This is a genomic window from Defluviimonas sp. D31, from assembly GCF_033436765.1.
Lineage (GTDB): Bacteria > Pseudomonadota > Alphaproteobacteria > Rhodobacterales > Rhodobacteraceae > Albidovulum.
This window is the reverse complement of record NZ_JAWQFN010000003.1, coordinates 259,663-284,880: the sequence shown is the minus strand read 5'-3', so window position 1 is coordinate 284,880 and position 25,218 is coordinate 259,663. Positions and strand designations below refer to the sequence as shown.

Annotated in this window: 22 protein-coding genes, 1 tRNA gene and 2 pseudogenes; 23 read left to right on the top strand and 2 right to left on the bottom strand. The window is 67.5% G+C overall.

The genetic code is table 11. From position 1 onward, the window contains the following. Nucleotides 1-47: 47 nt before the first annotated feature. From R5H32_RS07790 to R5H32_RS07735, 12 genes and pseudogenes are all read left to right on the top strand, one after another. A pseudogene (locus R5H32_RS07790) lies at nt 48-872 on the top strand (serine dehydratase beta chain). Between the two features lie 183 nt (nt 873-1,055). Beyond that, complete coding sequence (locus R5H32_RS07785; protein ID WP_318338118.1) at nt 1,056-2,225, top strand: rhamnan synthesis F family protein; 1,170 nt, start codon at nt 1,056-1,058, stop codon at nt 2,223-2,225. Nucleotides 2,226-2,473: 248 nt separating this feature from the next. Beyond that, a complete protein-coding gene (locus tag R5H32_RS07780; protein ID WP_318338117.1) occupies nt 2,474-4,006 on the top strand; it encodes an arylsulfatase in 1,533 nt (510 codons plus the stop codon). A 60-nt stretch (nt 4,007-4,066) separates the two neighbouring features. Then, a complete protein-coding gene (locus tag R5H32_RS07775) occupies nt 4,067-5,791 on the top strand; it encodes an alkaline phosphatase family protein (RefSeq protein WP_318338116.1) in 1,725 nt (574 codons plus the stop codon). Beyond that, complete coding sequence (locus R5H32_RS07770; RefSeq protein WP_318338115.1) at nt 5,788-6,768, top strand: MoxR family ATPase; 981 nt, start codon at nt 5,788-5,790, stop codon at nt 6,766-6,768. The genes R5H32_RS07775 and R5H32_RS07770 overlap by 4 nt, the downstream gene beginning before the upstream one ends. Then, nucleotides 6,768-7,745, top strand: coding sequence for a DUF58 domain-containing protein (locus R5H32_RS07765; protein ID WP_318338114.1), 978 nt, complete (start codon nt 6,768-6,770; stop codon nt 7,743-7,745). Before R5H32_RS07770 ends, R5H32_RS07765 begins: the two co-directional genes overlap by 1 nt. Continuing rightward, the gene (locus tag R5H32_RS07760) at nt 7,742-8,200 is read left to right on the top strand and encodes a DUF4381 domain-containing protein (RefSeq protein ID WP_318338113.1); all 459 of its coding nucleotides are present in this window, start codon (nt 7,742-7,744) and stop codon (nt 8,198-8,200) included. Before R5H32_RS07765 ends, R5H32_RS07760 begins: the two co-directional genes overlap by 4 nt. Further along, nucleotides 8,197-9,201 carry a VWA domain-containing protein gene (locus tag R5H32_RS07755; RefSeq protein ID WP_318338112.1) on the top strand — a complete coding sequence of 335 codons (1,005 nt, stop codon included), beginning with the start codon at nt 8,197-8,199 and terminating at the stop codon, nt 9,199-9,201. The genes R5H32_RS07760 and R5H32_RS07755 overlap by 4 nt, the downstream gene beginning before the upstream one ends. After that, nucleotides 9,198-10,739 carry a VWA domain-containing protein gene (locus R5H32_RS07750; protein WP_318338111.1) on the top strand — a complete coding sequence of 514 codons (1,542 nt, stop codon included), beginning with the start codon at nt 9,198-9,200 and terminating at the stop codon, nt 10,737-10,739. The genes R5H32_RS07755 and R5H32_RS07750 overlap by 4 nt, the downstream gene beginning before the upstream one ends. Continuing rightward, a complete protein-coding gene (locus tag R5H32_RS07745; RefSeq protein WP_318338110.1) occupies nt 10,736-11,998 on the top strand; it encodes a hypothetical protein in 1,263 nt (420 codons plus the stop codon). The genes R5H32_RS07750 and R5H32_RS07745 overlap by 4 nt, the downstream gene beginning before the upstream one ends. An 11-nt stretch (nt 11,999-12,009) precedes the next feature. Continuing rightward, nucleotides 12,010-13,935 (top strand): multiheme c-type cytochrome, encoded by a 1,926-nt coding sequence (locus R5H32_RS07740; RefSeq protein ID WP_318338109.1) that lies wholly within the window; start codon nt 12,010-12,012, stop codon nt 13,933-13,935. A 415-nt stretch (nt 13,936-14,350) separates the two neighbouring features. Next, nucleotides 14,351-14,804: pseudogene (locus R5H32_RS07735) on the top strand (IS5 family transposase); the annotation flags it as partial. A gap of 168 nt (nt 14,805-14,972) precedes the next feature. On the opposite strand, the gene R5H32_RS07730 reads toward R5H32_RS07735, so the two are convergent. Beyond that, nucleotides 14,973-15,048 (bottom strand) — tRNA-Lys (locus R5H32_RS07730). 96 nt (nt 15,049-15,144) lie between these two features. Between R5H32_RS07730 and dapF the strand changes: the two genes are divergently transcribed. From dapF to R5H32_RS07675, 11 genes are all read left to right on the top strand, one after another. Beyond that, complete coding sequence (gene dapF, locus R5H32_RS07725) at nt 15,145-15,984, top strand: diaminopimelate epimerase (RefSeq protein ID WP_318338108.1); 840 nt, start codon at nt 15,145-15,147, stop codon at nt 15,982-15,984. Next, the gene (mtaB, locus tag R5H32_RS07720; RefSeq protein ID WP_318338107.1) at nt 15,981-17,234 is read left to right on the top strand and encodes a tRNA (N(6)-L-threonylcarbamoyladenosine(37)-C(2))-methylthiotransferase MtaB; all 1,254 of its coding nucleotides are present in this window, start codon (nt 15,981-15,983) and stop codon (nt 17,232-17,234) included. The genes dapF and mtaB overlap by 4 nt, the downstream gene beginning before the upstream one ends. 94 nt (nt 17,235-17,328) lie before the next feature. Then, nucleotides 17,329-17,736 carry a cytochrome c gene (locus tag R5H32_RS07715; RefSeq protein ID WP_318338106.1) on the top strand — a complete coding sequence of 136 codons (408 nt, stop codon included), beginning with the start codon at nt 17,329-17,331 and terminating at the stop codon, nt 17,734-17,736. A 111-nt stretch (nt 17,737-17,847) separates the two neighbouring features. Further along, entirely contained in the window at nt 17,848-18,462 is a 615-nt protein-coding gene (locus R5H32_RS07710) for a ribonuclease D (RefSeq protein ID WP_318338105.1), read from the top strand. A 4-nt stretch (nt 18,463-18,466) separates the two neighbouring features. Continuing rightward, nucleotides 18,467-19,435 (top strand): KpsF/GutQ family sugar-phosphate isomerase, encoded by a 969-nt coding sequence (locus R5H32_RS07705; RefSeq protein ID WP_318338104.1) that lies wholly within the window; start codon nt 18,467-18,469, stop codon nt 19,433-19,435. 4 nt (nt 19,436-19,439) lie between these two features. Then, nucleotides 19,440-20,045 carry a hypothetical protein gene (locus R5H32_RS07700; RefSeq protein ID WP_318338103.1) on the top strand — a complete coding sequence of 202 codons (606 nt, stop codon included), beginning with the start codon at nt 19,440-19,442 and terminating at the stop codon, nt 20,043-20,045. Between the two features lie 10 nt (nt 20,046-20,055). Then, complete coding sequence (gene lptA / locus R5H32_RS07695; RefSeq protein ID WP_318338102.1) at nt 20,056-20,559, top strand: lipopolysaccharide transport periplasmic protein LptA; 504 nt, start codon at nt 20,056-20,058, stop codon at nt 20,557-20,559. Further along, nucleotides 20,556-21,317: an LPS export ABC transporter ATP-binding protein gene (lptB, locus tag R5H32_RS07690; protein ID WP_318338101.1), complete on the top strand. Its 762-nt coding sequence runs from the start codon at nt 20,556-20,558 to the stop codon at nt 21,315-21,317. The genes lptA and lptB overlap by 4 nt, the downstream gene beginning before the upstream one ends. 15 nt (nt 21,318-21,332) lie before the next feature. Next, nucleotides 21,333-22,634, top strand: a complete 1,302-nt coding sequence (locus R5H32_RS07685; protein ID WP_318338100.1) for a hypothetical protein — start codon at nt 21,333-21,335, stop codon at nt 22,632-22,634. A gap of 77 nt (nt 22,635-22,711) precedes the next feature. Next, the gene (hpf, locus tag R5H32_RS07680) at nt 22,712-23,284 is read left to right on the top strand and encodes a ribosome hibernation-promoting factor, HPF/YfiA family (RefSeq protein WP_318338099.1); all 573 of its coding nucleotides are present in this window, start codon (nt 22,712-22,714) and stop codon (nt 23,282-23,284) included. 38 nt (nt 23,285-23,322) lie between these two features. Then, on the top strand, nt 23,323-23,787 hold the full coding sequence (locus R5H32_RS07675) for a PTS sugar transporter subunit IIA (protein ID WP_318338098.1): 465 nt from the start codon (nt 23,323-23,325) through the stop codon (nt 23,785-23,787). A 7-nt stretch (nt 23,788-23,794) separates the two neighbouring features. Here R5H32_RS07675 and R5H32_RS07670 read toward each other — a convergent pair whose 3' ends face one another. Beyond that, the gene (locus R5H32_RS07670; RefSeq protein ID WP_318338097.1) at nt 23,795-25,216 is read right to left on the bottom strand and encodes a nodulation protein NodH; all 1,422 of its coding nucleotides are present in this window, start codon (nt 25,214-25,216) and stop codon (nt 23,795-23,797) included. Nucleotides 25,217-25,218 lie beyond the last annotated feature (2 nt).

Sequence of the window (25,218 nt, the reverse complement as noted above, 5' to 3'; positions counted from 1 at the left end):
GTCGCGGCCTTAGGCTTACACCCGCCCCACATTTTCGCGCCTGAGCGATGTTTCCCTTGGTCTTCGACATCTTCAAGATCGGCATCGGCCCGTCGTCCTTGCATACGATGGGTCCGATGGTCGCGGCCGCGCGGCTCCTAGCCGACCTGCGCGCCGAACTTCTCGACCGGCCGGCGCCGGACGGGCTCAGGCTTCGTCCAGCCTGCATGGCTCGCTCGCCTTCACCGGTCACGGCCACGCCATCGACCGCTCGGTCATCCTCGGGCTGCTCGGCTTCCTGCCCGACACGATTAATCCCGACCCCGCCGAGGCGACCGAAGCCGAACTGCGGCACGACGGCGTGATCCGCCTGTCCGGGCTACCGCCGCTCTCTTTCGCGCCCGATACCGATTTCGTCCATGACTGCGGCCCGCCCCTGCCGGGCTGCGCCGACGGGTTCGGGATCTCCGTCACGGATACGGGCGGAACCGAGCGCCTGTCGCGCACCTGTTGCTCGATCGGCGGCGGGTTCGTCCGCGCCGCCGAGGAGCTGGAGGCCGGCCGCGCCAGCGACACCGTGTTTTCCGTCGAGAAGGCCGCGCACGGCCTTCCGCATCCCTGCGTAACCGCCGCCGAGGTCGCGCTCGAACGTCATCTCGGCATGACCTGCGATCCCGGCAATGGTCTCGTCCAGATGCCCTGCATCGAGCGCAACGAACTTGGCGCCATCAAGGCGGTCTCGGTCGCGAGCCTCGCGCTCCGCGGCGGCGGCGCGCATTTCATGCCGCTCGACACTTGCATCGAGACGATGCGGCAGACCGGGATCGACATGAACGTGCGATGCTAAGGAGACGTCGACAGGCGGGCTTGCCGTCAACCTGCCGGATTGCTGAGGCGGTTACCGGTTCAGCCATTCTTCGGCTGCCTCCGGGTACGCACCGCGACTGCTTTTCCAAGACCGTCAGATTGCAGATTTCCCTTGCGTCGAGCAGGTCGGTTCCTCATCTAACAGCCGGGCGGGTCTGCCGTCGGCGCGGAGTCGGATGCCGCGCGGGATCGAGGAGCTACGGGACATCTTGGGACGCAAAGCCAATCAGCTGCCGTTCTGGAAGGTCGGACGCGAGTTGCGCCGCTTCGTTCGTCAATCGCGAGCCGCGCCTGGCGCCCTGGCGAGCTACCTATTCGCCGCGAAGTATTACGACCTTGCTCTCGCGGGCAAGATCCGCCGAACCCTTGGCGAGGTGCCCGCCTCCGCGAAGGTCGCCGTCTATCTGATCTACCCCAACCACGGGCTGCAGGCCTCGCATCTGCGCAGCCTCGGATACCTGGCGTCGAAGGGCTACGCCCCGGTTGTCGTGTCGAACCTCGCGCTCGATGCGGCCGATCGGGACCGGCTACTGCCGCTCTGTCACCTCTGCATCGAGAGGCCGAACTTCGGCTACGATTTCGGCGGGTATCGAGACGGTGTCCTGGCGGTGGCGGACACGATTTCGACGCTCGATCGCCTGCTGCTGATCAACGATTCCACGTGGTTCGCGCTGCCCGGCCGCCACGACTGGCTCGACGAGGCAGAGGCGTTGAATGTCGATCTCGCTGCCGCCGCGTCGAACTTCGGCATCCCGCGCGTCGATCCGGCGCAGTTCCAGAGCATCGAGTGGAACTACCGGACCACCCACCGGAACTTCCATTTCTGCTCTTTCGCGCTCCTGTTCGGCAACCGGGTCCTTGCCGATCCCGGCTTCCTGCGGTTCTGGCGGAACTTCCCGCTGACCAACCGCAAGAACCGTACCGTGCGGCGCGGCGAGATCGGACTCAGCAAGTGGATCCTGTCCCGCGACTTCACCCACGGCGTCACCTGCGACCTGACGCGCCTCGACGCGGAACTGGCAGCACTCGACGATGCCCGGCTGCGCGAGATCGCGGACAACCTGATCGTGCCCGAGGACCGGCGCATGCTCGAGGTCAAGCACGCGGCCCTGCAGGCCGCGCCCGGCCGGCAGGACCTGATCCGGCTGATCCTGACCGGCGTGGCGCGGCAGGGGTCGAGCTATGCCTTGGCCGACTTCACCATCAACGAATGCGGCTTTCCCTTCCTCAAGAAGTCCCCGGTCTGGCTGAGCCGGGAGTCGTCCGACATCACGCTGCGCCTCGCGGCGACCCTGCCGGGAGACGCCGGGGCGGAAATCCTCGCCGAGGCGCAAGCGCTCAGGCGCGCGCGGGTGCCGGAATTCGACCGGCCCGCGTGAGCGGCCTAAACGACCGGCCCGCCGGTGCCCGGCTGGCAATCCTGATCCTTGATCTCATGCGATGACCCTGCCGAGGGCAGCGATGTCCGCAAATTTGTCCAGATTCAGGGGCATGGCAGCACCTTCCGTTGCTGCAGGAAGGTGTCCGAAAGGCGGCAAACGGGGTTGTGCGACTCGGCGCTCCAAGATTACGCTTTGCTCTCAATAACGAAAAATCACCGGAGACAAAAGAACAGGGAAGAAAGGAAATGAACAGATTGGCATTTGCCATGGCGGCGATGATGGCGGCGGGCCCGGCATTGTCGCAGGACGCCAAGCCTTTAAATTTCCTCATGATCTGGGGGGATGATGTCGGCTACTGGAACATCTCGGCCTACAACCAGGGCATGATGGGCTACGAGACCCCGAACATCGACCGGATCGCCAAGGAAGGGATGCTCTTCACGCATGCCTATGGCGAGCAGTCCTGCACCGCCGGCAGGGCGTCGTTCGTCACCGGCCAGTCCGGATTCCGGACCGGTCTTCTGAAAGTCGGCCTGCCCGGCGCGAAGGAGGGGATGGATCCCCGCGATCCCACGATCGCCGAATACCTCAAGTCCAAGGGCTACATGACCGGACAGTACGGCAAGAACCACCTTGGCGACCGCGACGAGCACCTGCCCACGAACCACGGCTTCGACGAGTTCTTCGGCAACCTCTACCACCTCAACGCGGAAGAGGAGCCCGAAAACGAGGACTATCCGAAGAACCCCGAGTTCCGCGAGAACTTCGGTCCGCGCGGCGTCATCAAGTCCAGCGCCGACGGCTCGATCGAGGATACCGGCCCGCTGACGAAGAAGCGCATGGAGACGATCGACGAGGAAGTCACCGCCGGCGCGATCGACTTCATGGAGCGGGCCGTGGCGGAGAACAAGCCGTTCTTCCTGTGGTACAACACCACGCGGATGCACATCTTTACGCATCTGAAGGAGGAAAGCCGGGGCGTGACCGGCCTTGGCGTCTATCCCGACGGCATGGTCGAGCATGACGCCATGGTTGGCCAGATGCTCAACAAGGTCGATGAGCTCGGGATCGCCGACAACACCGTCGTCATGTATTCGACGGACAACGGCGCCGAGGTCTTCTCCTGGCCCGATGGCGGCACCACGCCGTTCCGCGGCGAGAAGAACGACAACTGGGAAGGCGGCTACCGCATTCCGCTCATCGTGAAGTGGCCGGGCGTCATCGAGCCGGGGCGCAAGTCGAACGCGATCATCAGCCATCTCGACTGGTTCCCGACCATCATGTCCGCGCTCGGCGATCCGGACATGAAGGAGAAGATGCTGACCGAAACGCCCTTCGGCGAGGACAACACCAAGGTCCATCTCGATGGCTACGACTTCATGCCCTACTTCAAGGGCGAGGCCGAAGACGGGCCGCGGCACGAGTTCTTCTACTTCTCGGACGGCGGCGATCTCGTGAACCTGCGCTACGACCAGTACAAGGTCGTCTTCGCCGAGCAGCGTGCGCACGGCTTTGACGTCTGGCAGGAGCCGCTGACCTACCTGCGGCTGCCCAAGGTCTTCAACCTCATGTCCGACCCGTTCGAGAGGGCCGAACACGAATCGATCGGTTATTCGCAGTGGCGGCTGGAGCGGGCCTATCTTCTGGTTCCGGCACAGGCCTTCGTTGGGAAGTTCCTTCAAACCTTCGTGGACTATCCGCCACGGCAGAAGCCGGCGAGCTTCTCGATCGACCAGGTCCTGCAGTCGCTGCAAACTGGCGGCACCAGCAGCAACTGACGATCTTGAGGCGGGGCCCGGTTCAAGGACCGGGCCCCGATTTTTCAGCGGAGATTGCTTATGACCATTAGGATGTCTTTTTGCGCGTCGCTTCTGGGCGCGCTCTCGGCCGTTTTTGCGGCGCAGGCGCAGGAGGCGCCGCCGCTGGTGCTCCAGATCACCGTCGACCAGTTCCGGGGCGACCTTCTGGACCGCTACGGCCGGCACCTGGGCGACGGCGGTTTCCGCTACCTGCTGGACCACGGCGTCCATTTCGCCAATGCGCATCACCGGCACGCGAATACCGAAACGATCGTCGGCCACACGACGCTGGCGACCGGCACCGATCCGGCGATCCACGGCATGGTGGCGAACCTGTGGTTCGACCGCGTCGCCGGGACCCAGTTCTACAACGTGCAGGATCCCGATTTCCCGCTCGTCGGCGCCGGCGGCGTCGACGCCTCGGCCGAGATCGACCCGACGCAGCGCGCCGCCACGACCGATGGCCGCTCGCCGCGCAACATCCTGACCTCCACGATCTCGGACGAGATCGCGCTGCATTTCGGGCCTGCGTCGAAGGTCTTCGGCGTCTCGGTCAAGGACCGCGGCGCCATTTCGATGGCGGGCCATGCCGGCACCGCCTACTGGTTCTCGAAATCCGAGGGCCGGTTCGTCAGCAGCACCTTCTACCTCGACGCCTATCCCGAATGGATCGCCGAATGGGAGGCGACGGGCACCGTCGCGGGCTATGCCGGGCAGAGCTGGGAGCTTTCGGACGCGCCCGAGGCCTACCTGTTCGGCGCGAACGACGACCAGGAATGGGAGACCGACTTTCCCGGCTTCGGCCGCACCTTCCCCCATGCCTGGGGCGCGGCGGATGACCGCTATTTCACGACGCGCCTCACCCTCAGCCCGGCCGGCGACGAGATCACGGTGGACTTCGCCAAGGCGCTGATCGACGCCGAGGGGCTCGGGCAGGACGAGGTGCCGGACTACCTCGCGGTGAGCCTGTCCTCGACGGACTATGTCGGGCACCTCTTCGGCCCGTCCAGCCTCGAGGCCGAGGACAACTTCGCGCGGCTCGACCGGACGCTCGCCGATCTCCTCACCCATGTGAACGACCGCGTCGGGCTTGAACGGACGCTGATCGTGCTCTCGGCCGATCACGGCGCGCCCGAACATCCGGGCTATCTCGCGACCCTCGGCATCGAGGCGGGGACCTTCGATTTCGAGCGGGTGGACACCGAGCCCGGCTTCGTGCGGCTGCGGGCGGAGTTCGGGGAAAGCCGGGATCTGATCCTCAACTACTCGAACCCTTATCTCTACCTCAACACCGCCGCGATCGCGGCGCGGGGGCTCGACAAGGCCGAGGTCGAGCAGGTCGTGGCCGAGGAGCTGGAGAAGTTGCCGGGCATCGCCTACGCGATTCCAAGCTCGGCGCTGCGCGCGGGCGCGGTCCCGCGCGGCAAGATCCAGGACGCGGTGCTCGCGAACTTCAACCCGGACCGGTCGGGTGACATCTACGTCGTCTTCGATCCGCACTGGTTCATCGCCGATTTCGACGGCCTCACGGTCGCCTCGGCGCATGGCTCGCCCTGGACCTACGACAGCCATGTGCCGATCCTCATCGCCGGCCCCGGCATCGCGCCGGCGCGGGTCTCCCGCAGGGTCGAGACAATCGACGTCGCCCCGACGATCGCCGCCTATCTCGGCGCCAAGCCGCCCTCCGGCGCCCTTGGCCTGCCGCTGCTTGAAGCGCTGCCGACGTCGATCGGCCAGAACGCTGCGGGGGCGAAGGCAGAATGACGCCGCGCGAAGAGATTGAGGAGCTCCGCGCCCGGATGGGCCAGGCCATCATCGGCCAGCGCGACGTCGTCGAACGGTTGCTGATCGGGCTTCTGGCCAACGGAAACCTTCTCGTCGAAGGGCTGCCGGGCCTCGCCAAGACCCGCGCGATCAAGTCGCTCGCGAAGAATCTCGACTGCGACTTCTCGCGCATCCAGTTTACGCCCGACCTCCTGCCGTCGGACGTGACCGGGACCGAGGTCTACCATCAGGCCGAGGGTGGCGCCGAGTTCCGCTTCGAGCCGGGACCGATCTTCGCCAACCTCGTCCTTGCGGACGAGATCAACCGGGCGCCAGCCAAGGTGCAGGCGGCGCTTCTCGAGGCGATGGAGGAACGGCAGGTGACCGTGGCCGGCACCACCCACCGCATGGCCCCGCTGTTCATGGTCATGGCCACACAGAACCCGGTGGAACAGGAAGGCACCTATCCGCTGCCCGAAGCCCAGATGGACCGGTTCCTCATGCACGTTCTCATCGATTACCCGCCGGTGGAGGATGAGGTGGAGGTGATCCGGCTCGTCCGTGGCGAGGAGATCGCGACGCAGTCGACGGATGCCCCGAAGGAAAAGCCGGCGCCGATATCGCAGGAGGCGATTTTCGCGGCCCGCCGCGAGATCGGCGCAATTCACGTCGCCCCGGCGATGGAGCGGTACATGGCCGATCTGGTCAACGCGACCCGCCACCGGGACGCCTATGGCGACGATCTGAAACGCTGGATCGAGGTCGGCGCGAGCCCGCGCGCCTCGCTGGCGCTCGACCGCTGCGGGCGCACCCACGCCTGGCTTAACGGTCGCGACTATGTCGACCCCGAGGATGTGCGCGCGATCGCGCCGGAGGTTCTGCGCCACCGGATGATGCTGACCTACGAGGCGCAGGGCGAAGGCGTGAGCGCCAACCGCGTCATCGAGGAACTGATCGCGCAGGTGGCGCTTCCGTGATGCGCGACCTCGCCGCCCGTAGCCGAACCGCCTCCCTGCCGGGCCATCCGGCGCCGGCGGGCGATGCGCGCGTCCGGACGAACCTGCCGCATCTCCTGTCGCTCGAAGCCCGGTCGCGGGCACTCAGTTTCCTGCCGCGCCAGCCCGCGCGATCGGTGCTGAACGGCCGCCATGCCTCGCGGCTCCGGGGGCGCGGGCTCAGTTTCGAGGAGCTGCGCGGCTACCTGCCCGGAGACGATGTCCGCTCCATCGACTGGAAGGTGACGGCGCGAACCGGCGAGCCCTATGTGCGGGTGATGACCGAGGAGCGCGACCGCCCGGCGCTGATCGTCGTCGACCAGCGGATGTCGATGTTCTTCGGCTCCCGGCTCAACATGAAGTCGGTGACGGCGGCGGAGGCCGCCGCGCTGACGGCGTTTCGCATCCTCGACCAGGGCGACCGGGTCGGAGGGATCGTCTTCGGTGACGCGACCATCGCCGAGATCCGGCCGCAGCGCAGCCGTGCCGCGCTGCGGCGGTTCCTGACCGCGATCGCAGATGCGAACGGTCTTCTCAGCGCCGACGCGCCGACGGTGGAGCCGATGCCGCTATCGAAGATCCTGCGCGCGACCGCGAGAATTGCGCCGAAGAACCACCTCGTGATCGTGTTGTCGGACTTCGATGGCGTGGACGAAGAGGTGGAGCGCCTCGTCTCCGGCCTTGCCCGGCGCAACGACCTGATCCTCGGGCTCGTTACCGATCCGATGGCGCATGACCTGCCCGAGGGGCTGCGCCTTGTCGTCTCGGATGGCACGCTTCAGGCCGAGATCGATACCGGCGACCGGGCGGGACACCGCGCGCTCACCGAGATGGCAGCGGGGCGGCTGGCGAAAGTGCTCGACTGGCAGCGGAAATACGGCCCGCCGGTGCTGCCGCTTTCGTCCGGCGAGGAGACCTTGCCGCAGATGCGGCGGCTCATGGGACTCGGGCCGCGATGAACGGCGAAGACGAATTTGTGAACCTTGTCGAACTGCTGGGACGGCTGATCGAACCGGCGGCGCCGGATCCGGTTTCGCTGGCGCCGCAGACAGCGGGATGGTGGGTGCTGGGCGCGCTCGTCCTCACGGCGCTGGCCTACGGGCTCTGGCTGGGGTGGCTGCACTGGCGCGAGAACGCCTACCGGCGCGTCGCGCTCGCCGAGCTCGACTCTGCCGGTAACGACCCCGCAGCGATCGCGACGATCCTGCGCCGGACCGCCCTTGCCGCCTATCCGCGGCGCGAGGTGGCGGGGTTGGCAGGGCCGGAATGGGTCGCGTTCCTGAATGCGACAGGCGACTTTCCCGAGGCCCTCGGGCCGGCCCTGATCCGCGCGCCCTACGCGCCCGGTGTAGCGGCCGTCGATCTGCGCGGAGCCGCCTCGCGCTGGATCCGCAGGCACCGGAGGGCGTCGTGATCCAGCTTGCACTGCCCTGGGCGCTCATCCTTTTGCCGCTGCCATACCTCGTCTGGCGCTTCGCGCCGCCCTACCGCCGCCGTGTCGAAGGGCTGCGCTTCCCCTTCTTCCGGCGCATCGCCGAAGCCGCCGGGGCGGAGCCCAAGCCAGGCGCGGTGGTGCTTTCGCGCTCCTGGCTGCAGATGGCGGCGGCGATCGCCGCCTGGGTGCTGATCGTTCTCGCGCTCGCGCAGCCGGAACGTGTCGGGGCACCGGTCGAGCGGGTGAAGGCAGCGCGTGACGTGGTGCTCGCGATCGACATTTCCGGCTCGATGGACACGCAGGACTTCCGGACGCCCGACGGCCAGCGGCTGCAGCGCCTCGCCGCCGTGAAGGAGGTTGTCACGGGTTTTCTCGCCCAGCGCGAAGGCGACCGGGTCGCGCTCATCGTCTTCGGCTCCAAGGCCTATGTCCAGGCGCCGCTCACCGAGGATCTAGACACGGTCTCCGGCCTTCTGGGCCAGACGAGCGTTGGCATGGCGGGGCCGCACACCGCCCTCGGCGACGCCATCGGCCTTGCGATCCGGACCTTCGAGGCCTCCGAGATCGAGCAGCGCCTGCTGATCCTCTTGTCCGACGGATCGGACACGGCATCGGCCATGTCGCCGGTCAACGCCGCGGAGATCGCAGCGAGCCGGGGCGTGGAGATCCACGCGATCGGCGTCGGCGATCCGAACGCGCGAGGCGACGCGAGGGTGGACCTCGGCGCGCTGCGGGACATCGCCGCTCGCACGGGCGGGGCCTATTTCTTCGCCGACGACCTGGAGGCGCTGGGCCGCGTCTATGACCGGATCGATAGCCTCGCCCCGCGCGAAACCGAGACGCTGTCCTATCGACCACGCCAGTCGCTCGCCCACTGGCCGCTGGGTCTCGCCGCGCTGATCGTGCTCGGGACGGTGGCGGTGCTACATCTTGCGCCGCGGTTCGGGGCCCGGACCGCGGCCCGGAGGAAGGCGGCATGACCGGCATCGACCTCGCGCTCGAGGCATTTCACTTCCTGCGTCCGCTATGGCTGCTGGCCCTTCTGCCGATCGCTGCGCTCTGGTGGTCCGTCCGGCGCGGCGCGACGCGTTCGCCGCCCCGGCAGACCGGGATCGCCCCGCACCTGCGTGCCGCGCTGACCGTTGGCGGCGAAGGCCGGCTGCGGATCATCCCGATCGACGGCGCCGCGCTCGCGATGGCGCTGCTTTGCCTCGGGGCGGCCGGGCCGACCTGGTCGCGCCAGCCCGATCCTTTCGTCGCGCAATCCGCTGCGCTTGTCGTCGCGCTGAAGGTCACGCCGTCGATGGAGGCGCCAGACATCGCGCCGTCGAGGCTTGAACGCGCCAAGCAAAAGATCCGCGACCTGCTCGACCTTCGGGCCGGGGCGCGCACGGCGCTGGTGGCCTATGCCGGCACGGCCCATGTCGTCGTCCCGATGACCGAGGATCCCGGCGTGATGCTGCCCTATCTCGAAGGCCTCGCGCCGCCAGTGATGCCCGAGGCGGGCAACCGCGCGGCCCTGGCGCTGACGCTCGCCCAGGGCCTCCTGGCGGGCCAAGAGGGGCCGGGCGCGGTCCTGTTCGTCGCGGATGCCCTGGATCCGGCCGATGCCGCTGCGCTCGAAGAAGCGGGGTCCGCGATGGTCCTGACCATGCTCCCCGCCGGCCAGGGAGACGCCGGCCTGGACCGCTTGTCCGGCGTGCCGGTCCTTCCGGTCACCCCGGACCCGGCGGATGTCGTGCGGATCGATCGGATGCTCGACGCCGCGCAGGCGCGGGCCGCGCTGGAGAACAGCGAACTTCCGTGGCGGGATCGGGGCGCATGGTTCGCCTGGCCGGCGGCGCTGCTGACGCTGCTCTGGTTCCGGCGCGGCTGGACGATGCGGTGGATCGTGCTCGCCGCCCTCGCGCTTTGCCTGCCCGCGAACCGAGCGGATGCCGGCGGCATCGCCGACTGGTTCTTCACGCCCGACCAGCAGGGCCGCCTCGCCTTCGAGCGCAACGACTTCTCTGGCGCGGCGGAGGCCTTCACCGACCCGCTCTGGCGCGGCTATGCGCTTTACCGCGCGGGCCAGTACGAGGCGGCGGTCGAGGTGCTTTCGCGGGTCGAGACTGCCGACGCGGCCTTCATAAAGGGCATGGCGCACATGAAGTCGCGCGGCTACCGGGACGGTGTGCGCGCCTTCGAGACCGCGCTTTCGCGGGATCCTGACCATGCCGCCGCCGCGCAGAACCTCGCCGTGGCCAAGGAGATCGTGGAGTATATCGAGCGTGCCCGCGAACAGTCCGACACCGGAGAGGAACAGGGTATCGGGGCCGACGAGATCGTGTTCGACAACGAGGCGAAGCGCGGCGCCGAGACCCAGATCGAGGCCGCCGAGGAGGGGAAAGGCGAGGGAATGCTGACAGCGGAGGCATGGATGAACACCGTGGACACCCGCACCGGCGACTTTCTCCGGAGCCGGTTCCTGCTGGAGACCCTGTCCGGCGGCGACGTCGACGCGGGGGCGCCGGAATGATCCGCGCCCTGCTCCTGCTGCTTGCCCTGGCCTTGCCCGTCTGCGCGCAGGAAGGTCCGATCCTGCAGGTGGAATTCGCGGAGGCAAAGGCGATACCCGGGCAGCCGCTTTCGCTCCGGCTGACGGTGCTGGTCCCGACCTTCCTGCCCGAGCCGCCGGTCTGGCCCGCCATGGAAATCCCGAACGTGCGTGTCCGTATTGCGTCGAGCGGACCGACGAGCAGCCAGATCGGCGGCGCGACATGGGCAGGCGTGAGCCGGCGCTACCTGCTCACGCCGATGATCGCCGGCGATTTCGTGCTGCCAGCGCAAGAGGTGGCCGTAAGCTGGGCCGATCCCGAGACGAACGCCGCGCTTCGGACCGCGCTCGCGACCGAACCGATTGCCTTCTCGGGCGTCGTGCCGGCCGGGGCGGAGGGGCTTGACCCCTTCCTCGCCGCCGATACGCTGACAATCGAACAAGACATCGTGGGTGAGACCGAGGGTTTGGCGCCGGGTGACAGCGTGATCCGCAGTGTGACGGTGACGGTCGAGGGCGCCTCGCCGATGTTCCTGCCCGTCCTGCTGCCGGCGCACGACATACCTGGCTTTCGCGCCTATGCCAGCGAGCCGGTCGTACAGGAGCGTGAGGAGCGTGGCGTCCTCTCGGGCACACGCAGCGAAAGCGTGACGCTGATCGCGGAAGGCGGCGGGACCGGCACGGCGCCCGTGATCGAGCTCGACTGGTTCAAGCTCTCGACCGGAATGGTCGAGACCGCCCGCGCCGATCCGGTTCCGCTTTCCGTCGATGGCCCGCCGGTGTCGGCCACTCCCGTAGAGGCTCCGGGCAACTGGCGCAGGATCGCTGTCGCGGCCCTTGCCGGCGCTGCGGGCCTCGCGCTCCTCGGGCTGATCCTGCGCCGGCTGGCGCCGATCGTCCGCCGCCGGGCGCAAGAGCGGCGCGCCCGCTGGCTGGCATCGGAGCGCCGGGCCTGGCGCGTGCTGACCCAAGCCATCCGCCGCCGCGACGAAGCCGCGTTGCGGCCCGCGCTGGACGAATGGGCATCGCGCGTTCCCGGCCTCGACCCGCGACGCGACCCGCGTGCCCGGACCGCGCTCGCAGCGCTTGGCGCGGCGCGGTACGGATCGGCGGCGGGCACCGAGGCGACGGACGGCTGGCGCATGCTCGCCGACATCCTCCCGGAGCTGCGGCACGCTGCGGGCCGGCATCGACGGACGGCGCACCTTCCACCCCTCAACCCGGCTTCCGGCCGCCCGTGACAGGCGTTTTCATGCGATTGAGATACGTTGCCCTCCTCCTCACAATGCTCGGCCTGCCGGCCGGAGCACAGGTGCCACCCGCCTATGTCGGGTCGGAGACTTGCGCCGGATGCCATGCCGACGAAACCGCGCGCTGGACGGGCTCGCACCATGCGCTCGCCTGGACCAAGCCTTCGCCGGAGACGGTGATCGCCGATTTTGATGGCACGAGCTTCGCGCATGACGGAATGACGGCTCGGTTCCGGCTGGGGGCGGACGGCGGCTATTTCGTCGAGGTCACCGAGAAGGACGGGAACACGAAGGAGTACGAGGTCGACTCCGTCGCCGGGATCGAGCCCTTGCAGCAGTATATCCTCGAGACCGAGCCGGGCCGCCTTCAGAGCTTCGACGTCGTCTGGGACAGCGAGCAGCACCGCTGGTTCCATCTCTATCCCGATCAGGACTTGCCGCCGGACGACGGTCTGCACTGGACCGGACCCTACAAGAACTGGAATGCCCGCTGCGCGGAGTGCCACGCCACGGGATATCGGAAGAACTACGATCCGGCGGCGCGGACCTACGCGTCGTTCAAGGCCGAGATAGGCGTCGGCTGCGAGGCTTGCCACGGGCCGGGCGAGGCGCATCTGACCTGGGCGGAGGGAAAGGAGATCAAGGGATTCAGCCTCGATCTCGACCAATACGGCTTCTCGCAATCCTTCGCGACAACCGACTCCATGATCCAGCAATGCGCCACCTGCCATTCGCGCCGGGAGGCCTATGAAGACCGTTCGCCCTTTCCCGGCACGCCCTACCACGAGTCCTACAACCTCTCACTCCTGCGGCCGGGTCTCTATTTCGCGGACGGCCAATCGCAGGACGAGGTCTATGTCTACGGCTCCTTCCTTCAATCGAAGATGTACGCGAAGGGCGTCGGCTGCGGGGACTGCCACGAGCCTCATACGGCCGAGCTGGTGGCAGAGGGCAACGCGGTCTGCACACGCTGCCACAACCCGTCGGGCAACCCGGATTTCCCGAGCCTGGAGCCCGCGGATTACGACAGCGCCGCGCATCATTTCCACGAGCCCGGCACCACGGCCGCCGAATGCAAGAGCTGCCACATGGTGGAGCGCGTCTACATGGGCAACGACTGGCGCGCCGATCATTCCTTCCGTGTTCCGCGGCCGGACCTCGCGACGGAGACCGGTGCGCCGGACGCCTGCACGGGCTGCCATCAGGACCGGACCGCCGGCTGGGCCGCCGAGCGGATCGCGGCATGGCATCCGGTCAGCGACAACCGCGGTCCGCATTACGGCACGACGCTCGCCCGCGGCCGCGAGAACCCCACGGCCGCCGCCGGGGATCTTGCCGATCTTGCCGCCGACGAGAGCCAGCCCGGCATCGTCCGCGCCACCGCGATCTGGCTTCTGGAGAATGCCGATACGCCCGAGCCCGCGGGCCGGCTCGCGCCGCTTCTCGAGAACGAAGATCCGCTCGTGCGGGCCGCAGCCGTGGGTCTCCAGATCAAGGCGCCGCCGCAGGAGCGGGTCATGCGCGCCATAGGACTCTTGAGCGACCCGGTCCGGTCGGTGCGGATCGCGGCGGCACGCGCGATGCTCGGCAGCCCAATCGTGCGGTTGCCGGGCCCGGCGCAGGCGGCGCTGGAGGCGGCAATGTCGGATTGGCAATCGTCGCTCGCCAGCCGGTTCGATTTCCCGGAAACGCATCTGCAGCTTGCCGGAATGGCGCTGACGATGCGCTCCATTCCCGGCGCCACGGCCGCATTCCGCGAGGCCGTGCGCATGGACCCGCAGCGCAGCGACGCCTGGATCATGCTCGTCCGCCTCGCGGCAACGACGGAGGGTGCCGAAGCGGCGCGCGCGGTGCTGGACGAGGCACTCGCTGCCGCACCCGACGATCCGGCGCTGCTTCAGTTGGGCCGGGAACTCGCTGGGGAATAGAGCAGCTAGCCCGGGTTGCAGTGACCGGGGCGCTGTCGCGCCAGTCACGCCTGAGGTGTCAATCCCGGAGCAAAATGGGTCAGTGAACCGGTGGCATAGTCCCCGACGGGTTCGGTCTGGCAGGCGCCTTGGCGCGTGTGCCTCCATGGAGCTGACGCGCGTCAAGGCGCATTGGACGAAGGCCAGTTTGCGGGGAGACTTGGCGGGATCAGTTCCTGGCCTTTCGGCTTTCACGCGGCTCTGTTGCACAAATCCCGTGAGGGATTCATCTCGTGAATCCAGCATGGTAGCTTGGGAGCATGAGCAGACCGACACCCCCCGCCTAAAAGGCCAGGACCTGGCCAGCCTGCAATGAAGCACTCAAGCGCCGTGGCTCGCTGACGATCTGGTTCGATCCCGACATGACCCGGGAAGCCGCGCTGCAGAGGTCACGACCAGCGATATCGGTGACGCGCCCATGCGACCCGACCTTCTCGACCAGATCCCGCCCGAGCAGGAGATCGCCACCGTTACAGCCGATGGTGCCTTCGACACCCGCAAGAGCCACGAGGCCATCGCGGCCCGCGGTGCCGCCGCGATCATCCCGCCCCGCAAGAACGCCAAACCGTGGAAACCCGATACCGCCGGGGCGATCGCCCGCAACGAAATCCTGCGCAGGTCGAAGCGCGCCCGGCCGAACGATATGGCGACGACGGAGCGGCAACCACCGCCGAAGCCGTGCAGAGACCAAGATGCACCGTGTGAAACGGCTGGGCCAGCGCCTCTCAGCCCGGGACTTCGACGGTCAGGTCGCGGAGTTCCAGGTCCGTGTCGCGGTCCTGAACGGCTTCACCGCGCTCGGCACACCTGTCACAGAGGTTGCGGGATAAGTCTGTCCGGGGAAAGGGGAAGCCTGACCGTCACTCGATTTGTGCGACAGAGCCGATCGTCACAATAAACTTGCGGTGCATGCTGCTTCCGCAAAGCTTCCGAAACTCAGGCAAGCGAGATCGTCGCAACCTGCGAGGTTCGCAATTCATTGAGTTTTATTAAAAAGGTGGTGAGCCCGACAGGATTCGAACCTGTGACCCACTGATTAAAAGTCAGTTGCTCTACCAACTGAGCTACGGGCCCATCACAGGGCGCCTCTTTATGAACCCCGCTCGGGGCGGTCAAGAGGAAAAGACGCCGCCACTGGCAAAATCCTTTCGCGCGGCGTATATGCGCGCCATGAGACAGATGCAGCCGCCTCAGGGCCTGCCGTTCGTCAAGATGCACGGCGCGGGCAATGACTTCGTGATCCTCGATTCACGGGGGCGGCAACCCGTGACCACGCCCGCGCTCGCCGCCGCACTCGGCGACCGTCACCGCGGCGTCGGCTTCGACCAACTGGCCGAGATCCGCGACGCCGAGGGCGCCGATTTCATGCTCGACTTCTGGAACAACGACGGCAGCCGCGCCGGTGCCTGCGGCAATGCCTCGCGCTGCGTCGCCGACCTGGTGATGGCGGGGCTCGGCCGCGACTCCGTCCGCTTCCGGACCGCACGCGGAACGCTCGCCGCGACGCGACGCGAGGACGGGCTCGTCAGCGTCAACATGGGCGCTCCGATCCTCGACTGGGACGACGTGCCGCTCGCGGAGCCGTGTGACCTTTTGCACCTGCCGATTCCGGGCGATCCGGCTGCAGTCGGCATGGGCAACCCGCATTGCGTCTTCTTCGTTGACGATGCCGAGGCGATCGACCTTGCCCATGAGGGCGCGACGATCGAGCATCATCCCCTGTTCCCCCGAGCCACCAATGTCGAATACGCGAGCCTGTCCGGCCCCGACCGGCTCAGGATGCGGGTCTGGGAACGCGGCACCGGCATCACGCTCGCCTGTGGCTCGGGCGCCTGCGCCACCGCGGTCGCGGCGCATCTGAGGGGGCTGACCGGGCGCCATGTGGTGCTCGACCTCGACGGCGGCACGCTGGAGATCGACTGGCGCGACGACGGGGTCTGGATGACCGGCCCGACGGCGCGGGTCTTCGACGGCTGGCTCGCGCCCGAATTCCTCGCCGCGCACGCATGACCGCGCCGGTCTTCTCCACCCTCGGCTGCCGTCTCAACGCCTATGAGACCGAGGCGATGAAGGAGCTTGCCGCACAGGCGGGGATCGAGGGCGCGGTCGTCGTCAACACCTGCGCGGTGACCGCCGAGGCGGTGCGCAAGGCCAAGCGGGAGATCCGCAAACTCCGCCGCGAGAACCCTGAGGCGGTGCTGATCGTCACCGGCTGCGCGGCGCAGGTGGAGCCCGAGACCTTCGCGGCGATGCCCGAGGTGACGCGCGTCATCGGCAATACCGAGAAGATGCAGCCTGAGACCTGGGCGGCGCTGAAAGCGCCCGACCTGATCGGCGAGACCGAGAAGGTCATGGTCGACGACATCATGTCGGTGACCGAGACCGCCGGGCATCTCATCGACGGATTCGGCCGGCACAGAGCCTATGTTCAGGTCCAGAACGGCTGCGACCACCGCTGCACCTTCTGCATCATCCCCTATGGGCGCGGCAATTCGCGCTCTGTCCCGGCCGGCGTGGTGGTCGACCAGATCAAACGGCTCGTCGACAAGGGCTTTCTCGAAGTGGTGCTGACCGGGGTCGACCTGACCTCCTGGGGCGCCGACCTGCCCGGCACGCCGCGGCTCGGCGATCTGGTGATGCGGATCCTGCGGCTGGTGCCCGACCTCGCCCGGCTCCGCATCTCATCAATCGATTCGATCGAGGCGGACGAGAACCTGATGCTGGCGATCGCGACCGAGCCGCGGCTCATGCCGCATCTCCACCTCTCGCTCCAGCACGGCGACGACCTGATCCTGAAGCGGATGAAGCGCCGGCATCTGCGCGACGACGCGATCCGCTTCTGCGAGGAGGCGCGTCGGCTCCGCCCCGACATCGTCTTCGGCGCCGATATCATCGCGGGCTTTCCGACCGAGACGGAGGCGATGTTCGACAATTCGCTGAAGCTCGTCCAGGACTGCGGCCTGACCTTCCTCCACGTCTTTCCCTATTCGCGCCGCGACGGCACGCCGGCCGCGCGAATGCCGCAGGTGAAGGGTCCCGCGATCAAGGAGCGGGCCGCCCGGCTCCGCGCCGCTGGCGAGGCGGCGCTGTCGCGCCATCTCGCCGCGCAACAGGGGCGCAGCCACCGGATCCTGACCGAGGGCTCGCGCCTCGGCCGGACCGAGCAGTTCACCGAGGTCGCCTTCGCCGCCGACCAGCCTGAGGGCACGATCGTCACCGCGACGATAACCGGCCGCGAAGGAGAACGGCTCTGCGCCTGACCGCTCGCGCCGCCGAGTGATCGCGATCATGACAGGCGGCGTCCGCGGCGCTACTCTCTTCTTGGGAATCGCGTTTAACCGGGGAGGTGTTAATATGAGAAATACAACGATAATAGCCGCCTGCATGGCTCTTGGCCTTGGTGCGACGAGCTCGGCGGTGGCGCAGGACGGGGATGTCGGAGCGGAGCTTTATGCTGACTACTGCGCGGCCTGCCACGGCGCGAGCGCGCTCGGCGACGGTGACATGGCCAATGTCATGACGATTCCCTCGCCGAACCTGACACTGCTGGCGAAGGCCAACGACGGCGAGTTCCCGATGCTGAAGGTGATCCACATCATAGACGGCCGCACCGGGATCCGTGCCCACGGCGGCCCGATGCCGGTCTTCGGGCGGGTCTTCGCCTCCAGCGAGCCGGGGCCGGCGAACCCCTACGGCTCGGTGCTCGAGGTGCGCGGCCGCACGCTGTCGCTCGCGCTCTATCTCGAATCGCTCCAGAAGTAGGCCGCCACGCCCCCTTGCACCGCCGCCACCCGGCCCCCACTTCCGGGCAAGCCATGTTGCGCGGGGCCGCGCCAGGCTTTATTGGCAGGCACGGCTAGCAGAGGACGGGATATGGCGGTGCAACTTCATCAGGGCGACCTGCCCGACGGGCTCGATCTTGGCCCCGTTGTCGCGATCGACACCGAGACGATGGGGCTCGATCCCCGTCGCGACCGGCTCTGCGTCGTGCAGCTGTCGGCCGGGGACGGCAGCGCGCATCTCGTCCAGATCGCGAAGGGCCAGAAAAGCGCGCCCAATCTCGAACGGCTCCTTGCCGATCCGAAAGTGCTGAAGCTGTTCCACTTCGGCCGCTTCGACATCGCCGCGCTGAAGGCCGCCTTCGGCGTGACCACCGCGCCGGTCTACTGCACCAAGATCGCCTCTAAGCTCATCCGCACCTTCACCGACCGCCACGGGCTGAAATACCTGTTGCAGGAGCTTGTCGGCATCGACATTTCCAAGCAGCAGCAGACCTCCGACTGGGGCGCGGCGAAACTCACCGAGGCGCAGCAGGACTATGCCGCCTCGGACGTGCTCTACCTGCACCGGATCAAGGCCGAGCTTGACGCCCGCCTCGCCCGCGAGGGCCGGGCGGAGCTCGCCCAGGCCTGCTTCGACTTCCTGCCCACCCGCGCGACGCTCGACCTGCTCGGTTGGGGCGACACCGCTGACATCTTCATGCATTGATCCGATGACCGAGCCCGAGATCTTCCTCGCCACCGCCCGCCGCGTCATCGAGATCGAGGCGCGCGGCCTCGATGCGCTAGCAGACGCCCTCGGCGACAGCGTCGCGGCCGCGATTCGGCTGATCCTCGACGCGAAGGGCCGGGTGATCGTCTCGGGCATGGGCAAGTCCGGCCATGTCGGCCGCAAGATCGCGGCGACGCTCGCCTCGACCGGCACGCCCGCGCAATACGTCCACCCCGCCGAGGCGAGCCACGGCGATCTCGGCATGGTGACCGAGGGCGACGTGGCGCTCGTCCTGTCGAACTCGGGCGAGACGCCGGAGCTTTCGGACATCATCGCCCATACCCGCCGCTTCGGCATCCCGCTGATCGGCGTCGCGAGCCGGGCCGAGTCGACGCTCCTGCGCCAGTCCGACGTGGCGATCGTCCTGCCCCGCGCCGAGGAAGCCTGTGGCACCGGCATCGTGCCGACCACCTCGACGACAATGACGCTCGCGCTCGGCGACGCGATCGCGGTGGCGCTGATGGAGCACCGCCGCTTCACGCCGGAGCATTTCCGCACCTTCCATCCGGGTGGCAAGCTCGGCGCGAAGCTCCTCAAGGCAGGCGACCTGATGCATTCCGGCGCCGACCTGCCGCTGGTGCCCGAGGCGACACCGATGACCGAGGCGCTTCTGGTGATGAGCCAGAAGGGCTTCGGCGTCGTCGGCGTGACCGATGCGGCGGGCAGGCTCGCCGGGATCGTCACCGACGGCGACCTGCGCCGCCACATGCACGGGCTTCTCGACCAGTCCGCGGGCGCGGTGATGACGCGGGACCCCCGGACGATCCGTCCCGACCAGCTCGCCGAGGAGGCGGTCGCGCTGATGAAGGACCGCAAGATCACCTGCCTTTTCGTCGTGGCTCCGGAAGGTGACGGCCGCGCGGCCGGCATCCTCAACATCCACGACTGCCTGCGCGCCGGCGTGGTCTAGGGTGATGGCCGCGCGCGACAACCTGCATTCCCGCGTGGTCTTCTGGCTGAAGATCGCGCTGCCGCTCGCGGCCCTCGTGATTCTCTCCACCCTGTTCCTCGTCGCGCGCCGGATCGACACTGACGCGGCACTGCCTTACACCGACATCAACGTCGAGGAGCTTGCCCGCGACAGGCGCATGATCGCACCGCAGTACTCCGGCGTCACCTCCGACGGCGGCGCGGTGACGATGGATGCCGAGACGGCCTGGCCCGACGCCGACGGCGGCAATGCCAACGCCAAGGCGGTGGTCGCGGCCTATGATCTCAAGGACGGGCAGCGGATCGACCTCGTCGCCTCCACCGGGCGGCTCGACAACGACGCCGGGCGCATGCGCCTGGGCGGCGGTGTCGAGATCGTGACGTCGTCGGGCTACCGGATGGTCACGGAACGTCTTGACGGCGCGCTCGACCGGACCGAGCTTTTCGCCGACAGCGCCGTCGACGCATGGGCGCCGTTCGGAACGATCACCGCCGGTCGGATGCAGATCACGCTCGAAGGGAGCGACGAACCCGGATATGTTCTGGTTTTCGATGGTGGCGTGAAACTGATATACGAGTCTGCGAACTGAAGGATCCCGAATGCCGACGATTTTCCGCGCCCTGACGGCCGCTCTGGCCCTGGCGGCCGCCATACCGATGGTGGCGCGCGCCCAGACGGCAGAGGTCGCGTTCGGCGGGATCAAGGCCGATCCCGAACTGCCGGTCGAGGTCACGTCCGAAACTCTCACGGTCAACCAGAACGACGGCACAGCACTTTTCACGGGCGATGTCGTGGTGATCCAGGGCGAGATGCGGCTGACCGCCCCGAAGGTGCTGGTCGAATATGCCACCGGTGATGAGCGGAGGGTCGAGCGGATGCACGCGACTGGCGGGGTGACGCTGGTCAGCCCCACCGAGGCGGCGGAATCCGACGAGGCGGTCTATACGGTCGATAGCGGCGAAGTGGTGATGACCGGGAGCGTCCTGCTGACCCAGGCGGGCAGCACCATCGCCGGCAAGGTGCTGACCGTCGATCTGAAGACGGGAACCGGCCAGATGGAAGGCCGGGTTCGCACCATCCTCCAGCCGGGCACGCAGCAATGAACCTGAGGTCGGCACTGACGGTGGCCGAGGGCGAGGTCGGGTTGCGCGTCCGCCAGCTGCGCAAGAGCTATCGCCGACGTCCGGTGATCCGGGACGTCTCGCTCGATCTCGCACGCGGCGAGGTCGTGGCGCTGCTCGGCCCCAACGGCTCGGGCAAGACAACATGCTTTTACAATATCGCCGGGCTGATCGCGCCGGATGCCGGCCAGGTCCTTCTCGACGGCCGCGACGTGACCGGCCTGCCGATGTACCGCCGCGCCCGGCTCGGCATCGGCTATCTGCCGCAGGAGGTCTCTATTTTCCGCGGCCTCTCGGTTGAGGACAATATCCTCGCCGTGCTCGAGATCACCGTGAGCGACGTCCACAAGCGCCGCGAACGGCTCGAGGAGCTTTTGTCGGAATTCTCCATCACCCATTTGCGCCGGGCCCCCGCGCTGGCGCTGTCGGGCGGCGAACGGCGGCGGGTGGAGATCGCGCGCTGCCTTGCCGCCGATCCGAAGTACCTGCTCCTGGACGAGCCCTTCGCCGGCGTTGATCCGATCTCGGTCGGCGACATCCGCGCATTGGTCCACGACCTAAAGACCCGTGGCATCGGCGTGCTGATCACCGACCACAATGTCCGCGAGACGCTGGAAATCGTCGACCGGGCATATATCTTGCATGACGGCGCGGTGCTGATGAGCGGCAGCGCCGAGGAGGTCGTGCGCGATGAGAATGTCCGCCGGGTCTATCTCGGCCAGAGTTTCCGGATCTCCTGAGCCATCGGGGCTCCGATGGCGCTGAACGCCCGGCTTGACCTTGCCCAGCGCCAACGGCTCAGGCTGTCGCCGCAGCTGCGCCAGTCACTCGCGATCCTGCGCCTGTCAACCGCCGCCCTCGCCGAGGACATCGCCCGTGAAGCGGCTGAGAATCCGTTCCTGCTGGTCGCGGATCGCGGCCCCGGTTCAAGCGCCTACGACTATGCGCTTGCCACCACCGCCGCGCCGGTATCACTGATGGAAAGCCTGCACCGCCAGATCGCGCTGCAGCGGCTCGGGCCGGCCGAACAGGCGGCCGCGCTGTACCTGGTCGGCGAGCTCAGGGAGGACGGTTATCTCGACCAGCCGCTCGGGGAACTGGCCGCCGCAACCGGTCTTCCCCACGCCGTCCTGGATGCCGGGCTTGCCGCCCTGCAACGCTGCGAGCCCGCGGGGATCGGCGCGCGGACACTCGTTGAGTGCCTGGAACTGCAGCTTGTCGATGCCGGGCTGGAGCGCAGCCTGGCCCGTGCTGTCGCGCTCCGGCTTGACGATTTCGCGGTCGAACGCTGGGCCCGACTCGGCAACGACCTCGGCCTTGAGCCGGCCGAGCTGCAACGGATCTTCGGCCTCCTGCGCGGACTGTCCTCTGCGCCGGTGCGCGACGACCGGGAGATGGTGGCAACGATCGTGCCGGAGCTCCTGGTCGAGACCGGATTGCAGGGGCAGATCTCGGTCATGCCCGCGCGCGCGGCGCTGCCGCGGCTCCGCGTCATGGAGACCGGCCGCGACGCGCTCGGCACCGACGCGCTCCGGGCGCTCTACGACCGCGCCAGCCTGATGACGACCGGAGTCGCGGCGCGAACCGAAACGCTCCTGCGGATCGGCCGCTATATCGCGGCGACGCAATCGGCCTTCTTCCTCGGCTCCCATGACACGATCCGGCCGGTGACGCGCGCCGAAGCTGCAGAAGCTTTGTCCATGCACGGCTCGACTCTTGGCCGCGCATTGGCTGGCAAGGCGCTCATGGCCGGGAACCGTGTCTACCCGCTTTCGCACTTCTTCTCGCGCGCCTTGACCGGCCCCGACGGAGACATCTCGCCTTTCGACGTCCAGCGCCGGATGCGTGAGCTGATTGCCGCGGAATCCGCCGATGCCCCCCTTGCGGACGAGGTTATTTGTGCACAGTTGAAGAGAGAGGGCGTTGACATCGCCCGCCGAACTGTCGCCAAATACCGCAAATGCATGCGCATACCCTCATCGTTCGGGCGAAAGCGTCGGAAGGTTTCAACACAGAGCCAGCCGCGGGCGGTGCACAAGAACGGCAAGATTTCCTGACCAAAGCAAACGGCATTCGCCGGACCGGCGCCGCAAAGGGCGGGCCGGAACCGACCCATCAAGAAGAAGGAGGTGTCATGCGATACAGGATCAGTGGCAAGCAGATCGATGTGGGCGACGCTCTGCAGACCCATGTCCAATCGGAACTGGGCGAGACCGTAGAGAAGTTCTCGCAGCGGCCGACGGACGCGACCGTCATCTTCGCCCGCGACGCCTACGAATACAGTTGCGAGACCACCGTCCATCTCTCGACCGGCCTGACCGCGGCCGCCAAGGGCCACGCCACCGACATCTATGCGGCATTCGAGAATTGCCGCGAGAAGATGGAAAAACAGCTGCGCCGCTACAAGCGCCGGCTGAAGGACCATCACCGCGATCGGACGGAGCCTGTTGAATTCGCGGGCGCGCCCATGTATGTGCTCGCCGCAAATGGCGAGACGGCGGACATGGAGCCGGACAGCCTGCAGCCGATGATCATCGCCGAGATGGAGACAAGGATCCCCTCGCTCTCGGTCGGCGAGGCGGTGATGCAGATGGAACTGGCGGGTTCACCGCTTCTGGTGTTCCGCAACGAGAAGAACGGCGGGGTCAGTGTTGTCCACCGCCGCGACGATGGAAACGTGGGCTGGATCGACACGTCGGCCGGCTAGGATAGCGCCGGTCCGCCGGCGTGAGACAGTAGAGGCAAATGGACCTTTCGAGCCTTCTCAAGCCGGCGGCTGTCCGGGTTATCGGTCACGCAACCAGCAAGAAACGCCTGTTTCAGGATCTTGCGGAAGTGGCGCATTCGGTCTGCGGACTGGATGCGTCCGAGGCCGTCGACGCACTGCAGGAACGTGAAAGCCTCGGGCCGACCGGCGTCGGCCACGGCGTGGCGCTGCCGCATGCGCGAATCGATGGTCTGGACCAGGTCGTCGGCGTCTTTCTGAGACTGGAAAAGCCGCTCGATTTCGACGCAGTCGACCGCCAGCCTGTCGATCTGGTCTTCGCGCTTTTCGCGCCGAAGGATTCCGGGGTCGAGCATCTGAAGGCGCTTGCCTCGGTTTCGCGCAGGATGCGTGATTCGGGTACCTGCGCCAAGCTGCGCGCCAACAACGATCCCGCCGCACTGCACGCGGTGCTGACCGAGGCGCGCTCCTCCCAGGCGGCGTGAGCGGCGCTCAGGCTGCCGCGCCCCAGTTTCTGAAGCCGTAAGATATGTAGTCGCGCCCATACGCGTCGCGCGCCGCGTTTTCGAGCGCGACGTCATGGATTCGCGCCAGCGGCACCAGGGCCGGCCCCGTTCCGGCCGCGGCCGGAGGCGGAGGCGCATCGTCGATCCCGGCTGCCCGCGTGAGATAGGCGAGATCGTCGCCAATGCGCTCCTCGCGGGCCAGGAGGTCGGGCGTCGCGAACTGCGCGAAGCCCTGAATGACGGACCACTGGCTCGCCCAGAGCGCGTCCTGCCGGATAGAGGTCTGGCCGTTCAGGTTGACCTTCACGAATTTCAGGAACGCGAGGAGCGCGGCCCGGTAGGCCTCGTCGCTCAGTGCCTCGATCTCGTCCTCGAGCGGAATCGGCACCTCGTGGCGTTTGCGCAGCGCGGTTCGGATCTCGGTGTAGGCGCTGCTTGTCAGAACCTCGCTGAACGCGTCGTTCGCGCGGGCGAGCGGATGGCGCAGGAGCGTGAAACTGCGGTGGCCCGGCCGTTCGCGCTTCCAGGCGCGCAGCGTCATGTTGTTGAACCCCTCGACGAGACCGCCCGAGCCGAGCCGCGACAGCCAGTCGCGCAGCTCCTCGTCCGGCGTCGGGCGGATCGGAACGTAGAGCAGTGGCGCGCCCGCCGCCGCCACGGCCTGCGGCGAGCCAGGTCCGCGGCGCGGCTCGAAATTGGGGGTGCGCGAGAGATTGGCCCAGTCGATGCGCCGCAGCGCCGCCTCCATCTCGGGGTAGTTGCGGACCTTCTGCTCCATATCCTCAGGATTCTGGCGCACGAGTTTGTTGGAGATCCGCGCGACTTCCGCATCGACACCGAGGAAGCGCAGGAGCCCGTTGATCACGTCGATCCTCAGGGAATCTTCGTAGTCGAGATAGAAGGCGCTCTGGCCGGAGACCTGAAGCGCGTTGAGAAGGCGGAGCTGGAACGCCTGCCTTTCGGCGAGAAACGACTCGAACTCCTCGAACCGGAACACCGGCTGCCAGGTGGTCCTGTGCTTCACATTGGTCATCTTCCAGCGCCTGGTCGCATTGGCGATCCTCAGGCTGACAAACGACTCGACCGGATTGCGCGTCAGCACGATCTTGGCGCAACGCGGATCGTCGAGGATCGCGTCTAGCACCCTTGGCTCGTGGTCGAAGAAGAATCGGAAGCCGTTCAGACCCTCGGCGTTGCGGATCCGGTCGAGCAATTCCATCGGATCGCTCTGACGCTCGGCCATGGTGATGCCGAGGATCTGGTCGATGTTCGGCCCGCCGATATGGGCGGGGTTGAACGCCTCGCCGTGGCACGCGATGCCCGGGACCATCGAAAGCGTCGACTCGATCAGGTTCGAGCCGGTCCGCATCTCGGCAAAGATCACGAAATAGTCGAAATCGCTCTGCACGC